The organism is Bacillus sp. MM2020_4, assembly GCF_011250555.1.
Taxonomy (GTDB): Bacteria; Bacillota; Bacilli; order Bacillales; family Cytobacillaceae; genus Neobacillus.
Map to the genome: position 1 here is coordinate 43,431 of NZ_JAANMZ010000026.1, position 22,286 is coordinate 65,716.

The 22,286-nt window shown below is 37.6% G+C and carries 21 protein-coding genes and 1 riboswitch; of the genes, 16 read left to right on the forward strand and 5 right to left on the reverse strand.

Features of this window, described 5'->3' with window-relative positions; all coding sequences use genetic code 11:
• Positions 1–583 precede the first annotated feature (583 nt).
• Complete coding sequence (locus tag G6554_RS16025) at positions 584–1,348, reverse strand: hypothetical protein (RefSeq protein WP_166243640.1); 765 nt, start codon at positions 1,346–1,348, stop codon at positions 584–586.
• Positions 1,349–1,916: 568 nt separating this feature from the next.
• Between G6554_RS16025 and G6554_RS16030 the strand changes: the two genes are divergently transcribed.
• From G6554_RS16030 to G6554_RS16045, 4 genes are all read left to right on the forward strand, one after another.
• Positions 1,917–2,648: a DUF4230 domain-containing protein gene (locus G6554_RS16030; protein WP_166243642.1), complete on the forward strand. Its 732-nt coding sequence runs from the start codon at positions 1,917–1,919 to the stop codon at positions 2,646–2,648.
• A gap of 241 nt (positions 2,649–2,889) precedes the next feature.
• On the forward strand, positions 2,890–3,516 hold the full coding sequence (locus G6554_RS16035; protein WP_166243644.1) for a lysozyme inhibitor LprI family protein: 627 nt from the start codon (positions 2,890–2,892) through the stop codon (positions 3,514–3,516).
• 28 nt (positions 3,517–3,544) lie between these two features.
• Positions 3,545–3,766 (forward strand): PC4/YdbC family ssDNA-binding protein, encoded by a 222-nt coding sequence (locus G6554_RS16040; protein ID WP_166243646.1) that lies wholly within the window; start codon positions 3,545–3,547, stop codon positions 3,764–3,766.
• Between the two features lie 267 nt (positions 3,767–4,033).
• Positions 4,034–5,230: a class I SAM-dependent rRNA methyltransferase gene (locus tag G6554_RS16045; RefSeq protein ID WP_166243649.1), complete on the forward strand. Its 1,197-nt coding sequence runs from the start codon at positions 4,034–4,036 to the stop codon at positions 5,228–5,230.
• Between the two features lie 152 nt (positions 5,231–5,382).
• Here G6554_RS16045 and G6554_RS16050 read toward each other — a convergent pair whose 3' ends face one another.
• The gene (locus G6554_RS16050) at positions 5,383–5,862 is read right to left on the reverse strand and encodes a GyrI-like domain-containing protein (RefSeq protein WP_166243651.1); all 480 of its coding nucleotides are present in this window, start codon (positions 5,860–5,862) and stop codon (positions 5,383–5,385) included.
• A gap of 82 nt (positions 5,863–5,944) precedes the next feature.
• On the opposite strand from G6554_RS16050, the gene G6554_RS16055 reads away from it, so the two are divergent.
• From G6554_RS16055 to G6554_RS16080, 6 genes are all read left to right on the forward strand, one after another.
• Positions 5,945–6,901, forward strand: a complete 957-nt coding sequence (locus G6554_RS16055; RefSeq protein WP_166243653.1) for a helix-turn-helix transcriptional regulator — start codon at positions 5,945–5,947, stop codon at positions 6,899–6,901.
• Between the two features lie 610 nt (positions 6,902–7,511).
• Positions 7,512–7,617, forward strand: a riboswitch (TPP riboswitch).
• A gap of 109 nt (positions 7,618–7,726) precedes the next feature.
• The gene (gene tenA, locus G6554_RS16060) at positions 7,727–8,410 is read left to right on the forward strand and encodes a thiaminase II (protein WP_166243655.1); all 684 of its coding nucleotides are present in this window, start codon (positions 7,727–7,729) and stop codon (positions 8,408–8,410) included.
• Positions 8,407–9,003: an ECF transporter S component gene (locus G6554_RS16065; RefSeq protein WP_166243657.1), complete on the forward strand. Its 597-nt coding sequence runs from the start codon at positions 8,407–8,409 to the stop codon at positions 9,001–9,003. Before tenA ends, G6554_RS16065 begins: the two co-directional genes overlap by 4 nt.
• The gene (locus G6554_RS16070; RefSeq protein ID WP_166243659.1) at positions 8,981–10,570 is read left to right on the forward strand and encodes an ABC transporter ATP-binding protein; all 1,590 of its coding nucleotides are present in this window, start codon (positions 8,981–8,983) and stop codon (positions 10,568–10,570) included. The genes G6554_RS16065 and G6554_RS16070 overlap by 23 nt, the downstream gene beginning before the upstream one ends.
• On the forward strand, positions 10,567–11,310 hold the full coding sequence (locus G6554_RS16075) for an energy-coupling factor transporter transmembrane component T family protein (RefSeq protein WP_166243661.1): 744 nt from the start codon (positions 10,567–10,569) through the stop codon (positions 11,308–11,310). Before G6554_RS16070 ends, G6554_RS16075 begins: the two co-directional genes overlap by 4 nt.
• Positions 11,311–11,550: 240 nt before the next feature.
• The gene (locus G6554_RS16080; protein WP_166243663.1) at positions 11,551–14,364 is read left to right on the forward strand and encodes a DEAD/DEAH box helicase; all 2,814 of its coding nucleotides are present in this window, start codon (positions 11,551–11,553) and stop codon (positions 14,362–14,364) included.
• Positions 14,365–14,383: 19 nt separating this feature from the next.
• Here the strand turns inward: G6554_RS16080 and G6554_RS16085 are convergent, their stop codons facing one another.
• Positions 14,384–14,782, reverse strand: a complete 399-nt coding sequence (locus G6554_RS16085) for a (deoxy)nucleoside triphosphate pyrophosphohydrolase (RefSeq protein WP_166243665.1) — start codon at positions 14,780–14,782, stop codon at positions 14,384–14,386.
• A gap of 281 nt (positions 14,783–15,063) precedes the next feature.
• On the opposite strand from G6554_RS16085, the gene G6554_RS16090 reads away from it, so the two are divergent.
• Positions 15,064–15,606, forward strand: a complete 543-nt coding sequence (locus G6554_RS16090; protein WP_166243667.1) for an HD domain-containing protein — start codon at positions 15,064–15,066, stop codon at positions 15,604–15,606.
• Positions 15,607–15,760: 154 nt separating this feature from the next.
• A complete protein-coding gene (locus G6554_RS16095) occupies positions 15,761–16,936 on the forward strand; it encodes a GNAT family N-acetyltransferase (protein ID WP_166243669.1) in 1,176 nt (391 codons plus the stop codon).
• Positions 16,937–17,047: 111 nt separating this feature from the next.
• Here the strand turns inward: G6554_RS16095 and G6554_RS16100 are convergent, their stop codons facing one another.
• Together G6554_RS16100 and vanY are read right to left on the reverse strand one after the other, a co-directional pair.
• The gene (locus tag G6554_RS16100) at positions 17,048–17,542 is read right to left on the reverse strand and encodes a VanZ family protein (protein WP_166243671.1); all 495 of its coding nucleotides are present in this window, start codon (positions 17,540–17,542) and stop codon (positions 17,048–17,050) included.
• Positions 17,543–17,582: 40 nt separating this feature from the next.
• Positions 17,583–18,455 (reverse strand): VanY-A/VanY-F/VanY-M family D-Ala-D-Ala carboxypeptidase, encoded by an 873-nt coding sequence (vanY, locus tag G6554_RS16105; RefSeq protein ID WP_166243673.1) that lies wholly within the window; start codon positions 18,453–18,455, stop codon positions 17,583–17,585.
• A 302-nt stretch (positions 18,456–18,757) separates the two neighbouring features.
• Here vanY and G6554_RS16110 point away from each other — a divergent pair, with 302 nt between their 5' ends.
• From G6554_RS16110 to G6554_RS16125, 4 genes are all read left to right on the forward strand, one after another.
• Positions 18,758–19,705, forward strand: a complete 948-nt coding sequence (locus G6554_RS16110; RefSeq protein ID WP_166243675.1) for a helix-turn-helix transcriptional regulator — start codon at positions 18,758–18,760, stop codon at positions 19,703–19,705.
• 205 nt (positions 19,706–19,910) lie between these two features.
• Complete coding sequence (locus G6554_RS16115; RefSeq protein ID WP_166243677.1) at positions 19,911–20,315, forward strand: VOC family protein; 405 nt, start codon at positions 19,911–19,913, stop codon at positions 20,313–20,315.
• A 115-nt stretch (positions 20,316–20,430) separates the two neighbouring features.
• Positions 20,431–20,718: an ArsR/SmtB family transcription factor gene (locus tag G6554_RS16120; RefSeq protein WP_166243679.1), complete on the forward strand. Its 288-nt coding sequence runs from the start codon at positions 20,431–20,433 to the stop codon at positions 20,716–20,718.
• A 71-nt stretch (positions 20,719–20,789) separates the two neighbouring features.
• Entirely contained in the window at positions 20,790–22,121 is a 1,332-nt protein-coding gene (locus G6554_RS16125; RefSeq protein WP_242637759.1) for an MFS transporter, read from the forward strand.
• Positions 22,122–22,286 lie beyond the last annotated feature (165 nt).

Consider the following 22,286-nt stretch of genomic DNA (forward strand, 5'->3'; position numbering starts at 1 on the left):
ACCAATTTAAAGACTTCCCGAAGAATGAGCCGTCGTCAATCTAACTTTAGTAGAGGCAGGCAAAGAATATGTAGGAGATTAAGAGGCTGTTCTTTTGTGTTTCTTGGTAGTAATTAACAAAATAATGATTTAAAGACCATAAATGATTTATGGCCTTTTTGTAGTGTATTTTGTAATATATGCATGCCTTTTAATGAACATTAATACATTATATAAGCATTTATACTCGTTATCAGGTTCACGTTTTTTTGCCTCATTATCATTCTCATCGTATTTTACATGTAGATGAAATGGATCAAATTGTTTAACCTCCTGGGGTGCTTCATCAGGATGATAATGGGCATGAAATTTCATTAAAGTTGTTGAACTATCCTGCCAGTCATAGTAATATTCAATAATCTCATTAGTTGTATTGTCTATAAGTTCTATACATTTTAGGGGAGGGATGGGTAAAAAAAGTTTAAACCTGATTAGTTTTGCCTGAACGGTAATGTTGGGCCCACGCGATTCACCATAAATATTATTCACTTCTTCAATTATATCTCGAAAGTCTAGCCTTTCATACCGTGTGAAATTTGTCCGTTTAATCCCTAGGGTCTTTACCACGTTTTATCCTTTTTAAGAAGAAGGACCACATCGATGCATCTGTTTCTTCTTCATCCGTTAAATTATCCCAATCCTTTTCCCCGAATACCGTTTGGAAATCCTGCCCCATATACTTATCTTTAAAATGATTTAGATAGGAGTAAATTTGTTCTTCCTCACTAACAAAACTATTTTGTTTTGGCTTGTTCCATTCCATTGCATCTTCTTCGAAGGCTGTAACAACGTCTTTTACTTGATATCGAACTCCAGATGGAGCATCAAACCAAGTGTCTGGATGAATTTTTAATTTTTCATTAGTCGTTTTGCGAGATATTGTATTAAATTGGCCATCGCTTTCAATTAAAAAGCGACCTTCATTAATCCAATTATTAATGGTTGTTGTGCTGACACTAAAATAATTAGCAAGTTGACCGGTGCTAAAGCCTTTAACATCTTTAGAAAGTTTATTAGGCCTAAATTTAAATACTTTTCCTTTGTGCTTATCAGTGGCTATCTTCATCATATCCAGCAAGATTTCCTCAAGCGCATATTTAGCAAACTTTTGATCATCAAGAAGTACTTCGTCTGAAAATTCCACCTTTGGTTTAATAGAATCTTGAACAAGGTTGTACATTGTTTTAATTAATATCAGACGAAATTGCTTATCCGAAAAACTAGTAGCAGCCCATTCCCCCACTTCCATTTGATTAAGTAATTGAATTTTCTCTTCATAGATTCTTTGTTCAATTTTTGTAATAGGCATTAACATATCACCTCTCACCTCCAATATATCAGATTACTACAATTAACTGCAAGTAAGGACAAGAAATAAAAAACCTACTACAATTATTACTATGGTATTTAAAAAATATACCCTTTTCTTAAAAAGAAGCTGATACATTACCTGATCCCCGGTGAGGTAACCTTTAACGCTTCGGGGGCATGCATCACATTCCGGAAGGTTCCAAGAATCTGATTTAGAGATCATTGGTGCCAGCCCTAGTAAGTGAAAAAAGGCATTCGTCTTAAATTTGGCTTTACCATAGGGGAAAGAATAGCAGAAGTGCCTGGTGTTTTGTTTTTTATTTGTAATTACATGGGGAGCTAATTTCAATTACAAAATCATCAATATCCATCGAGTCAAAGATTTATCATCTTAAATTATGTTTGTGGACGGAATTTTTTTGGACCCCCTGTGAATAATTGGTGAAATGAATATAAATTCAACGAAAAATGTCGAATTAAAGTATAATAGATTCAAGAAAAAATGTTATTTCGTGTGGGTACAAAATCTTATTTTACTAAATGAGGTTGAGGATGGGGGGAAATGTATGAACGAAGAAGACAAACTATCCAAAAGTGATCTAGATTATATTATGAATCAGCTGAAACAATCTCAAAAGGAAACAGCTTCCACTTTAGCAGTGCAACCGGCTAGACCTATTCATCTGTTTCAAAAATTCCGATTGGCTAAATCTTGGACTTTAGGGATTGTCATAGGGGTTATTGTTGGTCTAGTCATTTCATTTGCAGGGGACTTTTTACATAAAGGAGAAACAATAAAAAGTGCAACAGTGGTAGAGAGTGTCCAAAAATTAGCTACATTGGCAACAGTACAAGCACATATCGAAACGATTGTATCTAAAGAAGATAGTAAATTATTTGGCAAAAACATCTCATTTTACTTTCCTGGGACAAAAAGGACATTTTTCTTGGTCGCTTCTGGTGAAGTGACTGCAGGTGTTGACTTGAAGAATTTGACTAAAAAGGACATCATTTTGGATACCAACACGAAGGCGATTCATATCACTTTACCGCATGCCACCATTGTCCAAGAACCATCTATCGACTCAAAGAACATTCAAATCTTTTCAAATGAGGGCCTGTTTCGCAGCGAACCCAATGGGAAGGAAGGGTTCGAACAAGAAGATCTTGCTAAACAAAAGATAAAAAAGAAAGCTAAAGAGTCTGGTCTTTTAAAAACGGCTGAAGATAATGCCCGCACGGCCCTGCAAGATTTTTATAAAATTCAAGATTATACCGTAACGGTTACTTTCAAATAATCTGTTGTAGTGGCACCTGTTTAATAAGTGGTTCATAAAAGGTTCCCTCAAATTACTGGTTTGGGGGAATTTTTTTTGAATCTATCTTCTAGATTCTAGAATATCAGTTTATCATTCACATCTGTATTTGACGTACTAGCGGTCGTTTGCGGAGGGATTAACACGAAAATGTAAAAGGGTAATTTTGGTTATAATAAAATAATTTGTATGGAAGATAAAACAGGAGATTGGAGTTGGAGAAATGAAGAAAAGCAAAAGTTTTATTCCAGCAACCCTTTTAGTTATTTTATTGGTCGGAATGTCAGCTTGTAGCCATACATCTGATAATACCACAGCAATCAAAAATCAGTCGGAGCCTGATAACATTTCAGAAGGTGCGGATGATTCCACTGAATCTAATGATTCATCTACTGACAATACAGTGAAATCCGATGATAGTGTTAATACATCTAATAAACTAAATGAAACGATTCAGGAAGACAAAACATCAAAAATAGAGGGGAGAAGGAACGAGTTTATAGAAAGATTAGACAACATCCAAAAAGAACTTGATGCTATGCCGGAAAAGAAGGATTCAGATAATGGTATAACAAACGCCATGAAAAACTACTACGGAGTTTCTTTCGAAAGGTATGACAAAATATTAAATGAGATTTATGCGTTACTACAAAAGGAGTTATCTCCAGAGGCAACGAAGGATTTAAAAAATGAACAAATGAAATGGATAGAGCAGAAAGAAGATAGGGCTAATGAAGAAAGACTTAAGTATAAAGGGGGAACTTTTGAAAACGTTGCCTATTATATCTCTTTATATAACTCAACAAAGGAAAGAAGTTACGAATTAGTTAACACATATATGACAGATTAATAAATATTTTTTAATGGAGGTAAAAACAGTGGCAGAAATTAAATTTGAAATCAAAGAAACAGTGGGGAGCCTATCACAGTCCCCTAAAGGCTGGAGTAAAGAACTCAATCTCATTAGCTGGAATGGAAAGGAACCCAAATTCGACTTGCGTGACTGGGCACCTGAGCATGAGAAAATGGGGAAAGGTGTTACATTGAGCGTGGAGGAGTTAAAGACTTTGAGAGATTTGTTGAATGGGATGGAACTGTAAGGAGGTAAAGGAGCTGATAATTCATCAGCTCCATTTCTTGATCATTAATGAAGCCGTACAATCCGATTTTGTATCTTCACTAAGGGAACACTGGGCGGTAATGACACAGCCAACGATATCGATCATCATGATTATGTTTTTTAAGTATTTTTCAGCGGAGTGCTAAAGCTTATATATTATTTAGGATGTTCCTAAAAGATTGGTGTTTCGCAAAATGATTGTATATGATATGCAGTGTAATAAAAAAATTTTTGATAGGATGACAAGATGAAAAAAGACGTCATATTAACGGTTAAGAGTAAGTTTGTCAATAAATATAAAAGTGGTTATCCGCTTATATCAAAGGAAGCTTTCATTAATTTGAACGAAGCTACTGAAGAAGGAACGATTATCCGTCTCGTTGATGAAAAGAATAAGTTTATTGCAAAAGGCTATTGTGGAAAACAAAACAAAGGGTACGGCTGGGTCCTTAGTAGAAATGAAAATGAACAGATCGACCAAAGGTTTTTTGTGAATAAATTAAGAGCTGCGATCCACGTTAGAGAACCGTTTTTTAATAGCCTGGATACGAATGCCTTCAGAATAGTTAATGGTGAAGGCGATGGTTTAGGCGGATTAACCATAGAGTATTTTGCTGGCTATTATTTAATCAACTGGTATAGCAAAGGAATTTACCACTTTCGGGAGTATATTATAAATGCTCTGAAAGAATTGGTTGAGTTTAAAGCCATTTACCAAAAGAAAAGATTTGATGTCAGCGGGAAATATATAGATGAAGATGATTTCGTAGCGGGAGAAAGAGGAACATTCCCGATTATCGTAAAAGAAAATGGAATAAACTTCGCTGTGTACTTAAATGAAGGTGCGATGGTAGGAGTGTTTTTAGATCAAAGAGACGTAAGAAAAAGAATCCGCGATGCTTATGCGGAAAAAAAGAACGTACTAAACACCTTTTCCTACACTGGCGCGTTTTCGGTCTTCGCTGCTTTAGGAGGCGCAGTTAAAACAACAAGTGTGGATTTAGCAAATAGAAGCTTAAACAAGACCATTGAACAATTTAGTTTGAACGGGCTAGATTATGCCTCACAGGATATCATTGTTGAAGATGTATTCAATTACTTTAAGTATGCGGTGAAAAAGCAGCTAACATTTGATATGGTAATACTGGATCCTCCAAGCTTTGCAAGATCAAAGAAGATGGTATTCAGCGCTGAAAAAGATTATAAAAATCTTATGAAGGAAGCTATTGCCATAACAGAAGATGAGGGGATCATCGTAGCCTCCACTAATTCTAGCTCTTTTAATATGGCTAAATTTAAAAGTTTTATTGATCAGGCATTTAGAGAAACAAATAGGAAATATCAGCTAGTTGAAGAATTCTCCTTGCCGAAAGACTTTAAAATAATCAAAGAATTCCCAGAGGGCAGCTATCTTAAGGTACTATTTATAAAGAAATTACCATAGAAAAAGGCAAATGGCCTGTAACATTCCAAGTTATTTTTTCAAAAGAAGAAGGGTTCCAATCGGAACGTCATAAAATGGATTCCACTGTGTAAAGAGATTTAGTGCCTGACCCCCAGTTCGTTAACACAATAACACACTGGGGGTCAGGTACTTTATTTCACTTTTACCGGAATCGCTAATTCAACAACCGCGTCCATTGGGTTACCGTTTAATAACATTTCGATGACGTAGGTATCCTCATACTTAAGTTCAGGATGGTTTGGTAAGATTTCTCCAAAAAATTGGCGAATTAATTGATCAAATAATTGTCGGCTTGGTGCTCCTTCAGCAGTAAGCACGACATAATCAGTTGCTGGCAAGATTAATTGTTCCGCATCTTCAGCAACAGTTGCTGTATTTGCACCTGCGAAATAGGATAAGCCCTCACTGCCGGTTGTCCCGACTGCATAACCAATTTTATCTCTGCTGCCAGCCATTAGTGCGGCAAATTTGCCACTTTGTGCGAGTGTCCCAAAGTGGGCAGATTTTTGTTTCGATACATCTTCTACATTCTCCATTGTCGGCATTGGGACGATTGTACTATAGCCAGTCAATGTTAATTCTTCCATGTGTTTTATTGTTAATGTAGTCATTTTATTTCCTCTTTTCATATTTTCTATCTATACTATAACCAACAAACCCTGACAGCAGTCTGTCATATATTTGGAGATCCTTATGAAAATTGAACGATTAATTAGTATGATTATGATTTTGTTGCAGAGAGAATTAGTCTCGGCAACAGAACTAGCAAAAACTTTTGAGGTAACTACACGAACGATTTATCGTGATGTCGAAACACTAAATATGGCGAAAATCCCAATTTTTACTGTTACGGGACGAAATGGTGGAATTGGGCTGATGCCTACCTATAAAGTTGATAAAAAGTTGTTAACCTCTAAAGATTTACAAAATATTTTAACTGCCTTACATGGTGTGGAGCAGCTAATTCAAAGTCCAGAAATCAAATCAACTATGACAAAAATCCGTGCCATGCAGACAGAACAATGGAACGCTGAGATGGATTTTTCTTTGCATTTTACTGGTTGGCAAGGAACGGAAGAATTAAAGGCCGTAGCTGAGTCCTTACAAGATGCAATCCGTTTACACGTAATTGTCAAATTTGATTATTACGATGCCAATGGTACACATTCTTCTCGAACAATTGAACCATATCACTTGATGTATAAAGGCGAACGCTGGTACATACAAGGCTATAGCTTTGAACGAGAGGACTTTCGCACCTTTCGCTTGGCTCGGATGACAAATTTGAAATTTACAAACGAAACTTTCAATCCACGCGATTACGCCGTAATAGATAAAATACCAAAAGAAAACCTTCCACAGTTTTATCCGGTTCGCTTGAAAGCAAATATGCGGGTTCGTGATATCATTATCGAACGCTTTGGCACTTCAGTGATTACACCATGTGATGAAACAACCTATTTTGCAGACCTACAGCTTCCCAATGTTGAGAATGCCTATCGCTTTATTTTACAGTTAGGAGCGAATGCAGAAGTGTTGGCAGGTGGGATTTTTGAAAAGGATTTTCGCGTGTACCTGGCAAAAATTATTAATATCTATGAACCCGCCACACCCCCTAATCTCGAGGTAAATAAGAAGAATCTTTATTAGGGAAAGTGTGCCGGACCCTAAGTGCGGTGCGGTAATACTTTAACTGGCACAACTTATGTGATAGGGTGAACAATTGCGGTGCTTACAAAAGTCTTATCGGCTGGGGATCATGGTAAGTACCCGATCAGTTAGATAGATGGAAGAAGTCCGCTTAATTCGTAAATAAAATTAGGAATAGCTTAAATAGGCGGAGAGATTCCGCCTATTGCTTCGAAAAACGTGAAAATGAGAGATTTTGTGTTGCATAGTCGGAAAAACTCCACTTATTTACCTCGAAACGAACGCCATTCAACATTTAACCGGAAAAACTCCGCTTATTTTTTTCTTTCACTGTATTTTGGGGTCAGTCCCCAGCTTCTTTAAAGCTTTACCTGAATGGTGGACTGATCCCATTTTTTGCTTGTCACAAAGCCAGTACCTGTCACAACCCGAAGTTTGTCGAACATTTCGACATTATTCGAGGTGTGACAGGCACATATCTTATGAAACGCCAATCCTATCTGATTTAAGAGAAAGTGGACAACTTGAACAAGATGCTTTTATCTGTGAGGGTAAAAAGTCTCATTGACGTAATCAAAATTGGTAAGGTATAGTAATAGCAAAAGAATAGGTTGACCACTAGGGGAGCCATGACATGGCTGAGACAAGATTGTAATCTTGGACCCTTTGAACCTGATCTAGTTCATACTAGCGGAGGAAAGTGGAGACAGGGCTTAGGTTATGTTAATTTGGATAATTTGCGCCGCTCCATTTATGGGGCGGTTTTTTCGTTTATATAGCCGTCTCCTTTTTCCTCTAGCAATTACTTTTAAGGAGGAAATATTGATGAGTTTTTCAGCAGAACTAAGGAAAGAAGCAGAACCTATTTTTCAAGCGATTTTTCAACATCCTTTTGTACAGGGAATAGCCGATGGGAATTTAGGAAAGGAACAATTAATCCATTATGTAAAACAGGACTTTGAGTATTTAAATTCCTTTATTCGCATTTATGGCATCGCTGTTTCGAAGTGTGAAAATCGGCAGGATATGGAGGTGTTCAATCGGCAGATTGGATTTATTTTAAACAGTGAAGTCCATCCGCATCATAACTTTTGCCAAGTTGCAGGGGTTTCATATGAGGAATTACAAGGGTACTCATTATCGCCATCCGCCCATCATTATATCCGCCATATGTTAACAGTCGCGCATGAAGGGACATTAGCAGAAATTTTGGCTGTGTTACTGCCATGTCCGTGGACTTATTGGGAAATTGGCGAAAAATTAATAAAAGAGGTCAATCCGGATGAATCCCATCCCTTTTATAAATGGATTCAATTTTATGGGAATCGTCCAGATACTACCACAAGATTTTGCCAGAGATTAGATGAATTGGTTCTACACGCAACTGCGAAGGAAAAAGAAAAGCTGAAGGAGCATTTCCTATTAAGCTGCCAACTTGAATATATGTTCTGGGATATGGCATACAAAAGAGAAGAATGGCCTGTTCAACTGGAGCTGGTAAAAAGATGAAGTGGAAAATGAAAGAGATTGTTCTTACTGTCATTTTAGCGGTGGCTTGCGGAGTCATTTATTTAGGATGGTCAACACTTTGGATTCCGATTTCCGCACTTGTTGGTCCAATGGGTGCTGGATTTATGTTCGGAATTTGGGTGATTGCCAGCCCAATTGTTGCTTTCATCATTCGAAAACCAGGTGCTGCCTTTATAGCAGAGGTTGCTGCCGCGGCCGTTGAATTAGTAACCGGCAGCCACTTTGGTTTATCTGCTTTGTTAGTAGGTGTATTTCAAGGGCTTGGAGCAGAACTAGCCTTTGCCATGTTCAGGTACAAACGCTATAACCTGCTTACATTAATGCTGTCAGGTGCACTCGCAGCGGTAGGCAGCTTGATGTATAACTTACTAGCCAACGGATTTAGCTATTACACGACTGAAGTATTGCTTACGACATTAGCCATTCAAGTGATCAGCGGAATCATTCTGGGAGGGTGTTTAGCAAAAATTGTTGTGGAGTCTCTCGTCAAAACAGGTGTATTAGACCAATATGAAATCATGAAGGAAAGAAGAAAAAAGAGTCATGCAGATGAATATGTTTCTGGGATGTAACCATTTATCGGTTCGCTTTTACCAACATAATAAAAAAATAGTAAATCATATCAATCTATCGATTCGGCAAGGTGAGAAACTATTAATTTTAGGACCTAGCGGGTGCGGAAAATCAACGTTGATTTCCACACTCGCCGGGATTATCCCTGAATTTTTAGATGCTGAAGTGTCGGGGGAAATCGTGCGTCCAGATCGTACCGGTGTGATGTTTCAAGATCCTGATTCTCAATTTTGCATGCTGCATGTAGATGAAGAAATTGCGTTTAGTCTTGAAAACCGGATGATTCCACGTGATCAAATGGATGGGATGATAGAGGATCTAATGGATAAAGCGGGATTGAAGATTGATAAACGTACGCCGATTGATTCACTTTCCGGCGGAATGAAGCAGCGATTGGCACTAGCCTGCTTATTAGCACTGGAACCTGATGTGTTGTTTTTTGATGAACCGACAGCTCAACTGGATCCTGAAGGCAGAAACGAGATTTTTGAATTGTTAAGAGATGTATCCCGACAAAACAACCAAACAATGGTATTTGTTGAACATGTACTGGATGGATGTATCGAATGGATGGACCGGGTGATTATTCTTAATAAAGATGGCAGGATGATTGGTGACGGAAAACCTGAAGAAATCTTGATGAATTTCCAGAGAGAGATACGGGAGGCTGGAATTTGGCGGCCAAAGCTATTTCCGATAAAGTGGCTGGATGTGGTTCGTCATGATACTCATCCATTAGCAATCGAACTCTCTAGGATCATAGAAACGAAGTCGATGGAACAACCGAAAAACGATTGGGTAGAAAACCCTATCATCCATACAGAAAATCTAGAAATCGGCTATGGGAAAACGACGATTGTAAACGACATTAATCTGACCATCCATAAAGGGGACTGGATTTCGATTATCGGGAAAAATGGGAGCGGCAAAAGTACGTTCCTGAAAAGTTTAGCACGCTTAGAATCCTTAAAAAAAGGAAAAGTTCATTTTCTTGAAAAGGAATTAAAAAAATGGTCCGATCAGGAGCTATATGATAAAGCAGGCTTTGTCTTTCAAAATCCAGAATTGCAATTCATTACAGATACTGTTTTTGATGAAATCGCCTTTGGCGGCCGGCAAAGAAATTGGCCGGAAGAGCGTACCCGCCAAAAAACCAATCAGTTATTGCAGGAGTTTGGATTGCAATCCTATTGTGAGGCCCATCCATTTACACTGAGCCTTGGCCAGAAACGCCGTTTGAGTGTGGCCACGATGTTATTGTTTGATCAAGCGTTATTATTACTAGATGAGCCAACATTCGGCCAGGATGAAAAGACTGCTAACGAGCTGATTAAACGGCTGAAGGAGCGTCAAGAACAGGGGACAACCATTATCATGGTAACCCATGATATGGATTTGGTGGATCGCAATTCGGATAAAGTTATCCTTTTTAAAAAGGGAAAAGCTGCTTTCTATGGGACACCATATCAATTATTTATGAACCAAGACCTTTTGAAAGAGAGCTCATTGGTGCCTCCTCTGCATTATCAATTATTTCAAGCCAGAAAGGAGTTATGTCTTGTATGAAGGGGAATCAATCATGGCTTTCGACCTTAAACTCTGCTTGTAAGCTGCTTGCTCACTTTTTAGCTATGTTTATCTTGATGGCTATTTCAGATCCGAAAGAAACGTTTGGTATATGGCTTATTGCTGTATTCATAGGCATTTTTTTGGGCGGATGGAGAATGTCATATTTATTGAAAAGACTTTTACCCTATTTAGGTTTTTTTATTTTAGTCTTTTGGATGATGGCGGCTTTTGGTAAAGGGGAAGAAACGATTTGGAGTTGGGCTTGGTTTCATGTGACAGAAGAGAGTCTGAATCATGGGTTAACGATTTCTTTAAGGATGTTAGGATTCGTAACCTTTGGATTGTTATTCACCTCAACAACAGATTTAACCTCATTCATCATGAGTTTGATTCATCAATGTAAACTTTCACCCAAATGGGCGTATGGATTTTTGGCCGGGTTTCGCTTTATTCCGCTTTTTCAATCTGAACTCAATCAAATGAAGGCAGCCCATAAAATTCGCGGCTATAAGCAAAAAAATAGTTGGAAAGCTTTTATGAGATACTCGCTGCCATTGTTCACTCAGGGAGTGCGAAAATCAGAGAGAATCGCGATTGCGATGGAGGCCCGAGGATTTACGGGCACAAGAAATCGGACCTATTATCAAACGACGAGTTTAGGGGCAAAGGATTTGGTCTATTTAATAGGTCTTTTGCTTATGATCTTTGGTGTGTGTGCAATAAGTAGAATATTTTAAGGGGAAAATGCCACCTGGTAAATTATTTTGCTTGCTTACTTCTTTTGAAGTAGTAGAAGTTTGAATTGGAGGTACTTCATGATTCACTCAAAAATGAGCTGAAAAGAACGTAGCAACAGGATCTTCTATTCTCATAATTCAATTGAAGATCTTTTTTATTACCCCTAGTTATAGTACAATTTTCTCATATCCAATAAATAACATTAAAAAGTTATTATTAATGTGGGCAGGAGAAATCCAATGGAATCGGTTGAAAAGAAGTTAATCGTAAATTCCGATAAGGGGAATTTATTGAAAGAGTTAGTAAAATCGATGAATGAGTGTGAGCAGTTTTATTTTAGTGTGGCCTTTATTAATTTCAGCGGACTGCAGTTGCTCCTTGATCCTTTAAAAGAGGCGGAGAAAAAGGGCATCCGGGGAAAGATCATTACTTCAACCTATCTTAATTTTACTGACGCAAAGGCATTAGAAAAAATTAGAGAATTTAAGAATGTTGATTTAAAGGTTTTTGTGACGGATAAAGAGATTGGCTTTCATACGAAGGCATACATATTTGAATACCAAGATAGCTACAAAGTGATTATTGGCTCATCCAATATCACCCAAAGTGCTCTTAAAAGCAACATTGAGTGGAATGTTGAAATTATCACCAAGGAGAATGGCAGATTCATTCAGGATGTTTTAAAGGAATATGATTATCTTTGGAACATGAGTGAGGAAGCGGATGAGGATTTTATTAGAAGATATGAGGATTTCCTTAAAAGCTTTAAGAGCACCCAGATATCACATCAATTAATCTATGAGAACAAAAAATATATTGTACAAAACCGGATGCAGAAACGTGCAACTGAAAATTTGGATAGATTGCGGAGTTTTGGGGAGAAAAGGGCGCTTGTCATAGCTGCAACTGGTACCGGTAAAACGTATATGTCGGCATTTGATGTGAAGAATGTGAAACCTAAAAAACTCCTTTTTATTGTTCATCGAGAAGAGATTTTGAAGAAAGCTAAGGATACTTTTGAAATGCTCCTTCCCAATGAAGGACTTACTTTTGGTCTTCTAACAGGTAATCATAAGCAGAAACATGTTGATTATGTGTTTGCCACTATCCAAACCATTTCGAAATGCTATCATGAATTTGAAAATGATGAATTTGATTATTTGATCATTGATGAGGCTCATCATGCGACAAGTCCGACGTATCAAACGGTATTGGACTATTTCAAGCCAAATTTTACTTTAGGAATGACGGCAACGCCGGAACGAAGCGATGGCTATAATGTGTTTGATTTATTTGATAATAATGTGGCACTCGAGGTCCGGTTGCATGAGGCTCTAGAGGACGAGCTGGTTATTCCTTTTCACTACTTTGGCATAACCGATATCGAAGGCATTGATTTGAGTGATGTAGACATTGATGATATCACCGAGATCACTAAGAGGCTTAAGGTGAATGAACGTGTCGATTTTATTATTGAAAAAATGGACTTCTATGGTCATGATGGAGAGAAAAGAAAAGGGCTTGGTTTCTGTGTAAGCATTGAGCATGCACAATATATGGCTAGTGAATTTAATAAAAAGGGCAATAAAAGCGTCTGTTTATACGGGGCTGATCCACCAGAAACACGTGAACGATATATTAATCGCCTAGAAAAGGACGATGACGAATTAGAATTTATTTTTACCGTTGATATTTTTAATGAAGGGGTTGATATTCCCTCTGTCAATACGGTGCTCATGTTGAGGCCAACCAACTCCCCAATTGTGTTTATTCAACAATTGGGAAGAGGATTGCGGAAACATGCTAATAAGGAGTTCTTAACAGTCCTTGATTTTATAGGAAACCATAATAAAACCTTCCTCATTGCATTGGCATTAAATGGCAGCCGTTATTATGATAAGGAAAGCTTAAAGGTAGCGATTGCAACAGGCTTTGCAAACATTCCTGGCTGTACACATATCCAAATGGATAAGATTTCACAAGAGAGAATTTTGGCACAGATTGATAACGAAAACTTCAATTCCATGAAATATTTGAAAGAAGAGTATTTCGAATTTAAGAAACTCAATCAGGGACGAATTCCTTTATTGTTAATGGATTATATGAAATATGACGGGGCACCGGATCCCGTTAAATTCATAGATCGAGAAAAGTCGTACTTGCAATTTGTGGCCAAAGTTGAGAAAGATGATGATTTAAAAGGTCTCTTACAAAATGATGGATTTGAAGGGATTTTAAAAGAGTTATCCAGTAAGCTACCACTTAAAAGGATTTACGAGTTTGTGATCATTCAATATCTTTTGGATCATGAGGAAATAAATTTAATTACTGCAAAAAAGCAGATCGTTAAGATGATTCATCATGTTGATGATGATAGTGTGTCACATGCCTTTGAAACTTTGAATCAAAATTACTATGATAGTGGCCAGCTTAAGAATAAGCCTAAATTAGTTCAATATAGTAATGGTAAACTGAGTAAGACTACAATGTTTATGGGGCTTTTAGAAAATGAGGAATACCGAAAGTTTATTATAGATATTATTCATTACGGAATTTTCCGTTATGAGAAGGAATTCAAAGCAGGATATTATGGTGTTCCACATTTCAAATTATATGAACAATACTCTATGGTAGACGCTGCTTTGTTATCAAATTATCGAAAAATACACAGTTCGTTTAGAGGTTCAGGACTCCTTACGAATGGGATTGAGTATTTCTTGTTTATCGACCTTCATAAAGAAGAGGATATCAAGGAAAGTATTAATTATAATGATAAATTTATTGATGAGCATTATTTTCAATGGCAAACACCCAATAGTACATCCCAAAATACGGATCGAGGGCAAAATATTATTTTTAATGAAAATCGCGGGATCAACCTTCATCTCTTTATAAGGAAGTATCGGGAAATCGACGGGAAAAATGAACCATTTATTTATATTGGAAGAGGAAATACTGTTGAATTTGAAGGTGAGAAGCCGATTACAGTTAAATTAAAATTGGAAAATGAAATACCTTCGACCCTATTTACGGAGTTTACGGAAAAAGTATAGTCTTCTCATCTCGAGAAGACTATTTTTCTTGGATTAATTGTTCTACTGCTGGAACATCAGCCGGCGCCCATTTTAGGGAATCTAAATTTTCTCTTTTTAGCCAAATTAGCTTGGAATGTTCACTTTTTGTAGGAGTTCCTTTGACAACACGACATTTAATTGAGATTAGGTTAATAATAAATGTTTCGTATTCATGGGTAGTGTCGTTAAAAATCTCATTGAATGTTTCGATCTTACAATCTAATTCTTCATCAATTTCCCTCTTTAATGCTGAGTAGATGTCCTCATTGGCTTCTACTTTACCACCAGGAAATTCCCACATATTTGGGATAGACATTTCAGGAGATCTTAGCGCACATAAAATTTCCTTGTGCTCATTTTCGATAATCGCTGCGACGACTTTTACAAGTTTTTTCATGATAGCCCCCAAACTTTCTTCTCTTTGTAATAATACCATTCTTTAGCGGATTTCTAAAATGAGGTTTTGCTATCAGAATCCTAAATTCTTTATTGGAAAAATAACCCTAATGATCTATCATTAGATAAGACCATTATAACTATTAACCAGCTGTGGAATCTTGATAGCAACAAGTGGAACGGGAAAAACAAAAAGAAGAATTTTTATAGAATACTTTATAAGAAATAATTTTCATTAGGGTAGACCTTGGACTTAAAAAAGAAAAGGAAAGATGACCCATTATGAATGTGATTGAAAAGGCACTCCAGATTGCAAGCAAAGCACATGCAAATCAATTTAGAAAACATACGGATATTCCCTATATTACTCATCCTGTCGCAGTTGGAATGATGTTAATGAAGGCAGGATATGGCGATGATCTTGTTGCTGCAGGAATCTTACATGATACGGTAGAAGATACGTCCCTTACATTAGCAGATATTGAACGGGATTTTGGGAGAATAATAGCTAGGATTGTAGAGGGATGCTCTGAACCAGATAAGTCATTGTCCTGGGAGGAAAGAAAAAAGCATACAATCGAGTTTTTAAAGACAGCACCAGAAGAGGTTCGGGCTGTTGCCTGCGCAGATAAATTACATAATATACAGTCTATCATAGAAGATTATAAGCTAATTGGTGAAAGTGTTTGGGAAAGGTTTAACCGCGGGAAAGGTGATCAAGAGTGGTATTATCGAAACGTGGTTGAAAGCCTGGGGTACCAGACAAATATTAGATTATTAGATGAATTAAAAAATGAGGTTGATCAATTGTTTAAACCTAATTAAGTAGGCACTTTAGGAGAGTGGAGGTATTCATATGGATGGCGGATATTACATCGGCTGGGGAACATTATCGTTAATTACAAATAAAACTATACTCTAAATGAATGTTCTTATGATACAAAAAATAAATGTAGTTAGGTAAAGGAGATGGGCCTAAATGTTAGTTACAGAACTAAGGGAAGATGAATTCTTAGAATCAATAAAACTGTCCATGTATGCATTTCAATATAAGGTTGCGGCTTCTGACTTACCTGCTAGGAAGGAAAGGGCGAAAAACCATAAAATTTTAGGAATATGGGATAAGGACATTCTAGCTGCCAAACTTCATATTATTCCATTAACTGTTCATATGAAGGATGATGTTTGGAAGATGGGTGGAATCGCAGGTGTTGCTACATATCCGGAATATCGACGAAACGGTTATGTCAAAACACTCATTCTCGATTCTTTAAAGCACATGCGGGAAAATGCTCAAATCGTATCGCTATTACACCCATTTGATATCTCATTTTATCGGAAATTTGGATGGGAAATATTTAGTGAGCAGAAAAAAATAACGATTGAAAATAAGGACCTAAAGTTTCTCGACAGCCAGCAAGGTTTTATAAAAAGATATTCAAAAGAGACCCATAATGAAGAGATTGAAGAGATTTATAATCAATTTAGCGTTCAATATACCGGAATGCTAAAACGCGAGACCAATTGGTGGAAACATCACGTATATGATGAAGATTCGCAGCTTGCCGTCTATTACCATTCCGAGCACGAGGCTAAAGGGTATATTCTTTACCATGTGAAGGAAAGAAAAATGGATGTGCAGGAGATGGTTGCCTTGGACCAGGAAGCGAGAATCGGGCTATGGAATTTTATTTGCCAGCATGATTCCATGGTTGAAACCGTGACGATGACTCTAGCCAGTCAGGATCCTTTTTCTTATTTTCTGCCGCAACCCAAGGTGAAAACAGAGTTGACCCCTTATTTTATGGCAAGGATCGTTGATGCGGAGGAATGTTTAAAAAGATTTCCTTTTATCCCAGGAAATGAGCTGCTATTCCTTCATCTAGAAGATTCACATGCCCCTTGGAATAATGGAAGCTATTTAATTGGAAATGGCGAAATAAAGGTATTTAAAGAAAAAGCAGGAGGTCAGTGTGTTCATCCGCCTAAAAAAGGGATACGTTTAAACGTCAATTCTCTTTCAGCCATTCTCTTTGGATACAAAAAACCGATGGAGCTTTTTGAATTGGGGTACTTGAAGGGATCCAAGATGGAGATTGAGCGATTCGAAAAAATGATCCCAGCGGTGAAATCAACATTTTTTGACTTTTTCTAATTCACAATTCGGATGCATGCTTTTTTATTACAAGAAAAAGAAAGGGGAGAGGTAATCTTTTCCCCTTACTGTCGATGTCTTATTTTGATTACACAAAAATCATGTACTATATTAAAATCTGAATATAAAAAATTTAAACTTCATATTTGCATAAATAACGATTGCAATAAACAACAGAAAAAGGACTGTCATTCCATTTATCGTATTAAAAACGCTGTCTTTGAAGATTTTGTGGAGGACAAAGAAAATACCAATCCCAATGATTCCCCCTAAAGTATTGGTAATAAGGTCCGTTATATCACTCGCTCCCAGTGCCCACATGTATTGGATTGTCTCATAGAATAAGCTGGTAAAGAAGATGGGTGCAAGCATGTTAAAGAATGATTCTCTGCTTCCAAGCATGCACACAAAAATGCCATAGGGTAGAAAAATCAAGACGTTGATGATGATTTCAAGATCATTGCCCGAAGCTCCGAAAGGAACTAGGTTTAAACTTCTGTCTGTGTGAAGAAGTGCAAGTGGAAATCGAATTTTGAATATAATAACCCATGTTAGTGCTACTAAATATAGAAGGAATAGTCCGATTGTATATTTTTTTGTTTTCATGTGTTGCGACCCTCCCTCACAATCATCCCGTTTATGTTTTTCATTTTTCCTCATCTAGACACACCGTTACGATTACACCATCGATATTATTTCCTGAAATGTCATAAGGGTGATTAGTGGGTATTTCGATGGTAGTTGGTTGGGAAATCTGATAATAAAAAATCATATAGTCCTCTCCATTAACATTAATGGAGATCCTCTTTTTTTCTTTCAGATAATCTAAATATTCTTCCAAAACGAAATTCATTTCTTTCATAATAGCACTATGAGGTACCCCAACATAACGGATATGCCAAGGTTCGTATTTAATTCCTGTCACATCTGTTTTCCCTTCTGGATAACGGAGGATAAACCCATGTTTCCAAGCATTGTTTTCCAGCCATTTCCCTTCGGGTGCATGACTCATTTTCATTTGAGAAGACCCCACATCAAGTGATAAACCTAAATTGTGTTCGCTATACCCTGCTGGCAAAGCATAGTCAGAACCCATTTGCTTATATAGCTCTTCCTGTTCATCAAAGTCCCGAAAACCACTAGAAATTAAAAAATGATGGACCCCGTCTTTCTCAGCTGAAACGGTCATTTTTGAAAATTGATGTGCAATCTCTTCCGATAATTTCATATCACTAGTAAGTAAACCATATCCCGTTATCAATTCATTGTGCCTACTCAGATCAATAATGTCTTTTTTTATACTATCCTGATCAACAGGGTACTGATTGTTTACCAATAGGAGAGTGCCCTGATGAATTTGCTCTTTCGTCACTTCAATCTTTTGAACATCCTCAGTCATTTCTTTCTTTTCTACTCGTTCATTGTAATTTGGGTTATTAATCTCTTTTTCATCTTGGAGAGAGTGATACAAGTAAATACTAGCGAATCCTATTACGATTAAAAAAAACCACTTTTTCATTTTTACGTCCTCCTTGAATGCATGATTCGAGTATAAGCAGGACAATTAAAATAAAAAGTGGGGTAAATCTTAAATTTTTCTTAAATCTATTAACCAGAATTTACATCTACCTATTTTGTTGTGACCGCTTAAAAGAGATGATACAGTTTTTGCCTGTAAATTGGGAAACCTTTTTCCAGTTGAGACTGGTTCCTGCATAGATGCCAAATACATCTATGTCCACCAGTTGTAGATTCACTAAATGATCTTCTCCATTTAGATGTGGTATGTTTATTTACAGTAAATATTCAAGGGGGTAACCGATGAACAAAACAGACCGTTTGTTAGCAATCGTGCTGGAGCTACAACGTAAAGAAGTTGTACGGGCCGAAGATTTGGCGGCCCTATTTGAAATTAGCGTGCGGACCATCTACCGCGACATCCAGGCGCTGAGTGAAGCGGGCGTGCCGATCATAGGAGCCCCTGGGACAGGATATTCCCTGATGGAAGGCTATTTCCTACCGCCGATCAGTTTCACGGTACCAGAAGCCGTGAGCTTACTGATTGGAACGGACTTTATCGAACAAAGATTTGATGATGATTATCGTGTCAAGGCTCAAGATGCCCGCAGTAAAATTGAGGCAATTTTACCGGAGAGCGTACGAAATGAAACATCTCGTGTACGCAAGGTTATGCGTTTGCTCATTTCTGGTAAACAGGTTAAGCAGTCAAAAGAAAAAGAATATCTAGAAAAGATCCGTCAAGCGATATTAGACGAGAGAAAGATCAGCTTTCATTATGTAAAAAGACTTGCAGATTCCGAGGGGGATCGCCATAGTGTTCGTACCGTTGCTCCCTATGGATTGGTGCTCGTCCAAGGATCATGGATGCTCGTGGCCCGGTGTGATCTGCGCCAAGAAATTCGCCATTTCCGCTTGTCCCGAATGACGGAACTCATCGTTCTGGGAGAACGATTTGAATTTCCAACGCACTTTAACTTAAGGGAATATACCCCTCCAGATGATCGACTCTTGCCAGTTCGCCTCCGATTTAACCATGATATCGCAGATAAGGTGAAAGAATCGAACTTTCATTACATAGAGGAAATGGAAGAGCATCAAGATGGATTGCAGGTGGTCTTACGCGTACGTCAACACGACGAATTGGTGCAATGGGTGCTTGGCTGGGGAGCTGCTGCGATTGTATTGGAGCCTGAATCATTACGAAATCGGATTCGTGAGGAAGCCCAAGAAATGTTTAAACGCTACTGACATACTGTTGTCAGTAGCGTCATTTTATAATCGAAGTAAGTAAACCTAAAGGGGTGAGAGATACATCCAAGTCAAGGAAGTTTGGTAGTAGAACCAAATGGTTCAGTTTCTGATTAATTTGGGCCTTTACGGAAACTTCACTGGTTCTAGCCCAAAAAGAAATGATACGATATTGTATCATTTATTATAGGAAGGATGGTATATTGTGAATTTTGCTTCTGTACGCATCATTACCGACGATGTGGATCGTCTTGTCAAATTCTATGAAAAAGTCACGGGTGTTTCGGCGGAACGCCCCGCACCAGTCTTTGCCGAATTCATTCTTCCATCGTGCACCCTTGCAATCGGTCACTCCCAGACGGTGCCACTGTTTGGCATTGGTTCCGCAGTGGCGGCTGACAATCACACTGTCATCATCGAGTTCCGCGTCCACAATGTCGATGCCGAATACGAGCGCTTGAAACCGTTTGTCGACGAGTGGGTAAAGGAACCGACCACGATGCCGTGGGGGAACCGTGCTGTGTTGTTCCGTGATCCCGACGGAAACCTCGTTAACCTCTTCAGTCCTGTGACCGAGGAAGCTATCAAACGGTTCAGCAGAAGGGATTGAAGGACAGTTGGAGTGAGTGAGACCTCAATTATGTGAAGAATTACATTTTAAACAAGTAGATTTGAATTCCACCAAAATAGTTTGACAAACTTGAGTAAATTTATATAATAGTTTTATGGTATTAAAACAATTGGATGATCACCAACGCATTAAGATATTTAATGCGTTGGCCGATGAGAAAAGAATACAGATGATTCGTTTACTATTTCACGAGAGCAATCGCCCTATGTGTTCGGAAATTGGGAGGAGTTTAGGGATCAGTAAGTCAAACGGTTCATATCATTTGAAAATTTTATCCGACGCACAATTAGTACTGATTGAACGTGAAGGTGTGACAAAGTATGTCACGCTAAACAAAGAGATATTTGATTATTATTTACCGGGGTTTTTGGCTACGCTCTGATGTAGCCACTTTTTTTATCCTATAGTCATAAGGTTTTATGACTATAAAACAAAGTGAGAAGGAGAAAAAATATGAAGATGAAAAGTAAAGAAAATGGTCTTATCCTAACCTTGTGTTTCATCGTTTTATCGGGTGTAATGAATTCAATTTTGTTTAATGTGGCACTTGTCGATATGAAAGGAGAACTAGGGGTAACAACTTCTATGATTAGTTGGGTTGTGATTTTATATACTTTGGTCACTGCCTTTGGTTCTATTACTTACAGTAAATTGGCGTCATACTTCCAACTTAAGACCTTATTAATCTTCGGTGTGTGTATCTTCGTGAGTGGTTCCATGATTGGTTCTATAACCAATCAGTATATCTTTGTGATCATTGCAAGGATTATTCAATCTGCTGGAGGCAGTGCTTTCATTGCCTTGTCCATGATTATCGCCAATCAAAATATGACAGCATCTAAAAGAGACCTGGCATTAACGTTAATTAGTGGATGTTTATCATTAGGTTCAGGAATAGGATTTTTGATTGGCGGCACGTTTACTTTCTTATGGGGCTGGCATTCTTTGTTTTTATTGATGTTGTTGGTGGTTCTAACACTCATCGGGTTATTTGTGGTTATGCCTTCCGGGTATGCCAACGGGAAAAAGGTGACTGATCCTTTTGACTTCATCGGGTTATTTTATTTATTGATTTTCGTTGTGTCGTTTATTCTGGGTGTTAAAATGAATGGCTATCTCCTTATCATAACTGCTCTGTCAGTAGTTGGTTTAATGACTCATGGGAACCGAAGAGATTCGGCTCTATTTGTCGATTTATCTGTTTTTGGAAATTTCGCTTTTAACAGATTGCTTGCGATAAGTTTTGTTAATAACGCAGCAATGGTAGGCATTGTGTTTTTATTCCCATTATTAACTGAGCAGCGCTTTCATCATTCAGCCATTGGCACAGGTTTTATTTTGGGTGTGATCTCAATCTTTGCCTTTTTGACAAGCTTCATCGCAAAAAAGAGCCTGCATATCATAAGCAGTAAGCAACTTATTGGATATTCCGTGATCATAGAACTTTTAGGATTCCTGATATTGGCGACTGTCGGTGTAAGACAATCTGTATTCGCAACTCTTGGAGTTTTCTCCATTTATATCGCTTTTACAATGATGACTGTGGCAATCAATATTGAAATCCCACAAACGATAGAAAAGGATAAAAATGCGATGGGTTTAGGAATATATAATCTTATCAACTTTCTGGGCATGTCATTTGGACCTGCCATATCAAGCCGCATTTTAGAATCGTTCTCTCATTTCAGTTATGCTTTCATCTTTTTTGTTATTATTTTAATTTTGTCGATTATTTTATCATTAATAGGATCTAACCAACTATCATCAAAGCATGCGAAATTATAACCTACAGGAGGTGAGAGAAATGAAAAATGATTATGGTTTCACTTTAAGAATTTGTGCTGTTGTTATCATAATTATTTTGGGTATCACAAGTCCATTGGGGTCAAAAACTGTATTAAATATTGATATAGAAAGTAAGTCATTTCCTGAATTAGTAGTCATCTTTAC

Coding starts and splice junctions, on each gene's coding strand:
- G6554_RS16100 (WP_166243671.1), bottom strand. CDS start 17,542: ATGAAAACAAAAAAATATACAATCGGACTATTCCTTCTATATTTAGTA.
- tenA (WP_166243655.1), top strand. CDS start 7,727: ATGAGTTTTTCAGCAGAACTAAGGAAAGAAGCAGAACCTATTTTTCAA.
- G6554_RS16120 (WP_166243679.1), top strand. CDS start 20,431: ATGGTATTAAAACAATTGGATGATCACCAACGCATTAAGATATTTAAT.
- G6554_RS16050 (WP_166243651.1), bottom strand. CDS start 5,862: ATGACTACATTAACAATAAAACACATGGAAGAATTAACATTGACTGGC.
- G6554_RS16090 (WP_166243667.1), top strand. CDS start 15,064: ATGAATGTGATTGAAAAGGCACTCCAGATTGCAAGCAAAGCACATGCA.
- G6554_RS16045 (WP_166243649.1), top strand. CDS start 4,034: ATGAAAAAAGACGTCATATTAACGGTTAAGAGTAAGTTTGTCAATAAA.
- vanY (WP_166243673.1), bottom strand. CDS start 18,455: ATGAAAAAGTGGTTTTTTTTAATCGTAATAGGATTCGCTAGTATTTAC.
- G6554_RS16085 (WP_166243665.1), bottom strand. CDS start 14,782: ATGAAAAAACTTGTAAAAGTCGTCGCAGCGATTATCGAAAATGAGCAC.
- G6554_RS16080 (WP_166243663.1), top strand. CDS start 11,551: ATGGAATCGGTTGAAAAGAAGTTAATCGTAAATTCCGATAAGGGGAAT.
- G6554_RS16075 (WP_166243661.1), top strand. CDS start 10,567: ATGAAGGGGAATCAATCATGGCTTTCGACCTTAAACTCTGCTTGTAAG.
- G6554_RS16065 (WP_166243657.1), top strand. CDS start 8,407: ATGAAGTGGAAAATGAAAGAGATTGTTCTTACTGTCATTTTAGCGGTG.
- G6554_RS16070 (WP_166243659.1), top strand. CDS start 8,981: ATGAATATGTTTCTGGGATGTAACCATTTATCGGTTCGCTTTTACCAA.
- G6554_RS16030 (WP_166243642.1), top strand. CDS start 1,917: ATGAACGAAGAAGACAAACTATCCAAAAGTGATCTAGATTATATTATG.
- G6554_RS16110 (WP_166243675.1), top strand. CDS start 18,758: ATGAACAAAACAGACCGTTTGTTAGCAATCGTGCTGGAGCTACAACGT.
- G6554_RS16035 (WP_166243644.1), top strand. CDS start 2,890: ATGAAGAAAAGCAAAAGTTTTATTCCAGCAACCCTTTTAGTTATTTTA.
- G6554_RS16095 (WP_166243669.1), top strand. CDS start 15,761: ATGTTAGTTACAGAACTAAGGGAAGATGAATTCTTAGAATCAATAAAA.
- G6554_RS16025 (WP_166243640.1), bottom strand. CDS start 1,348: ATGCCTATTACAAAAATTGAACAAAGAATCTATGAAGAGAAAATTCAA.
- G6554_RS16125 (WP_242637759.1), top strand. CDS start 20,790: ATGAAGATGAAAAGTAAAGAAAATGGTCTTATCCTAACCTTGTGTTTC.
- G6554_RS16055 (WP_166243653.1), top strand. CDS start 5,945: ATGAAAATTGAACGATTAATTAGTATGATTATGATTTTGTTGCAGAGA.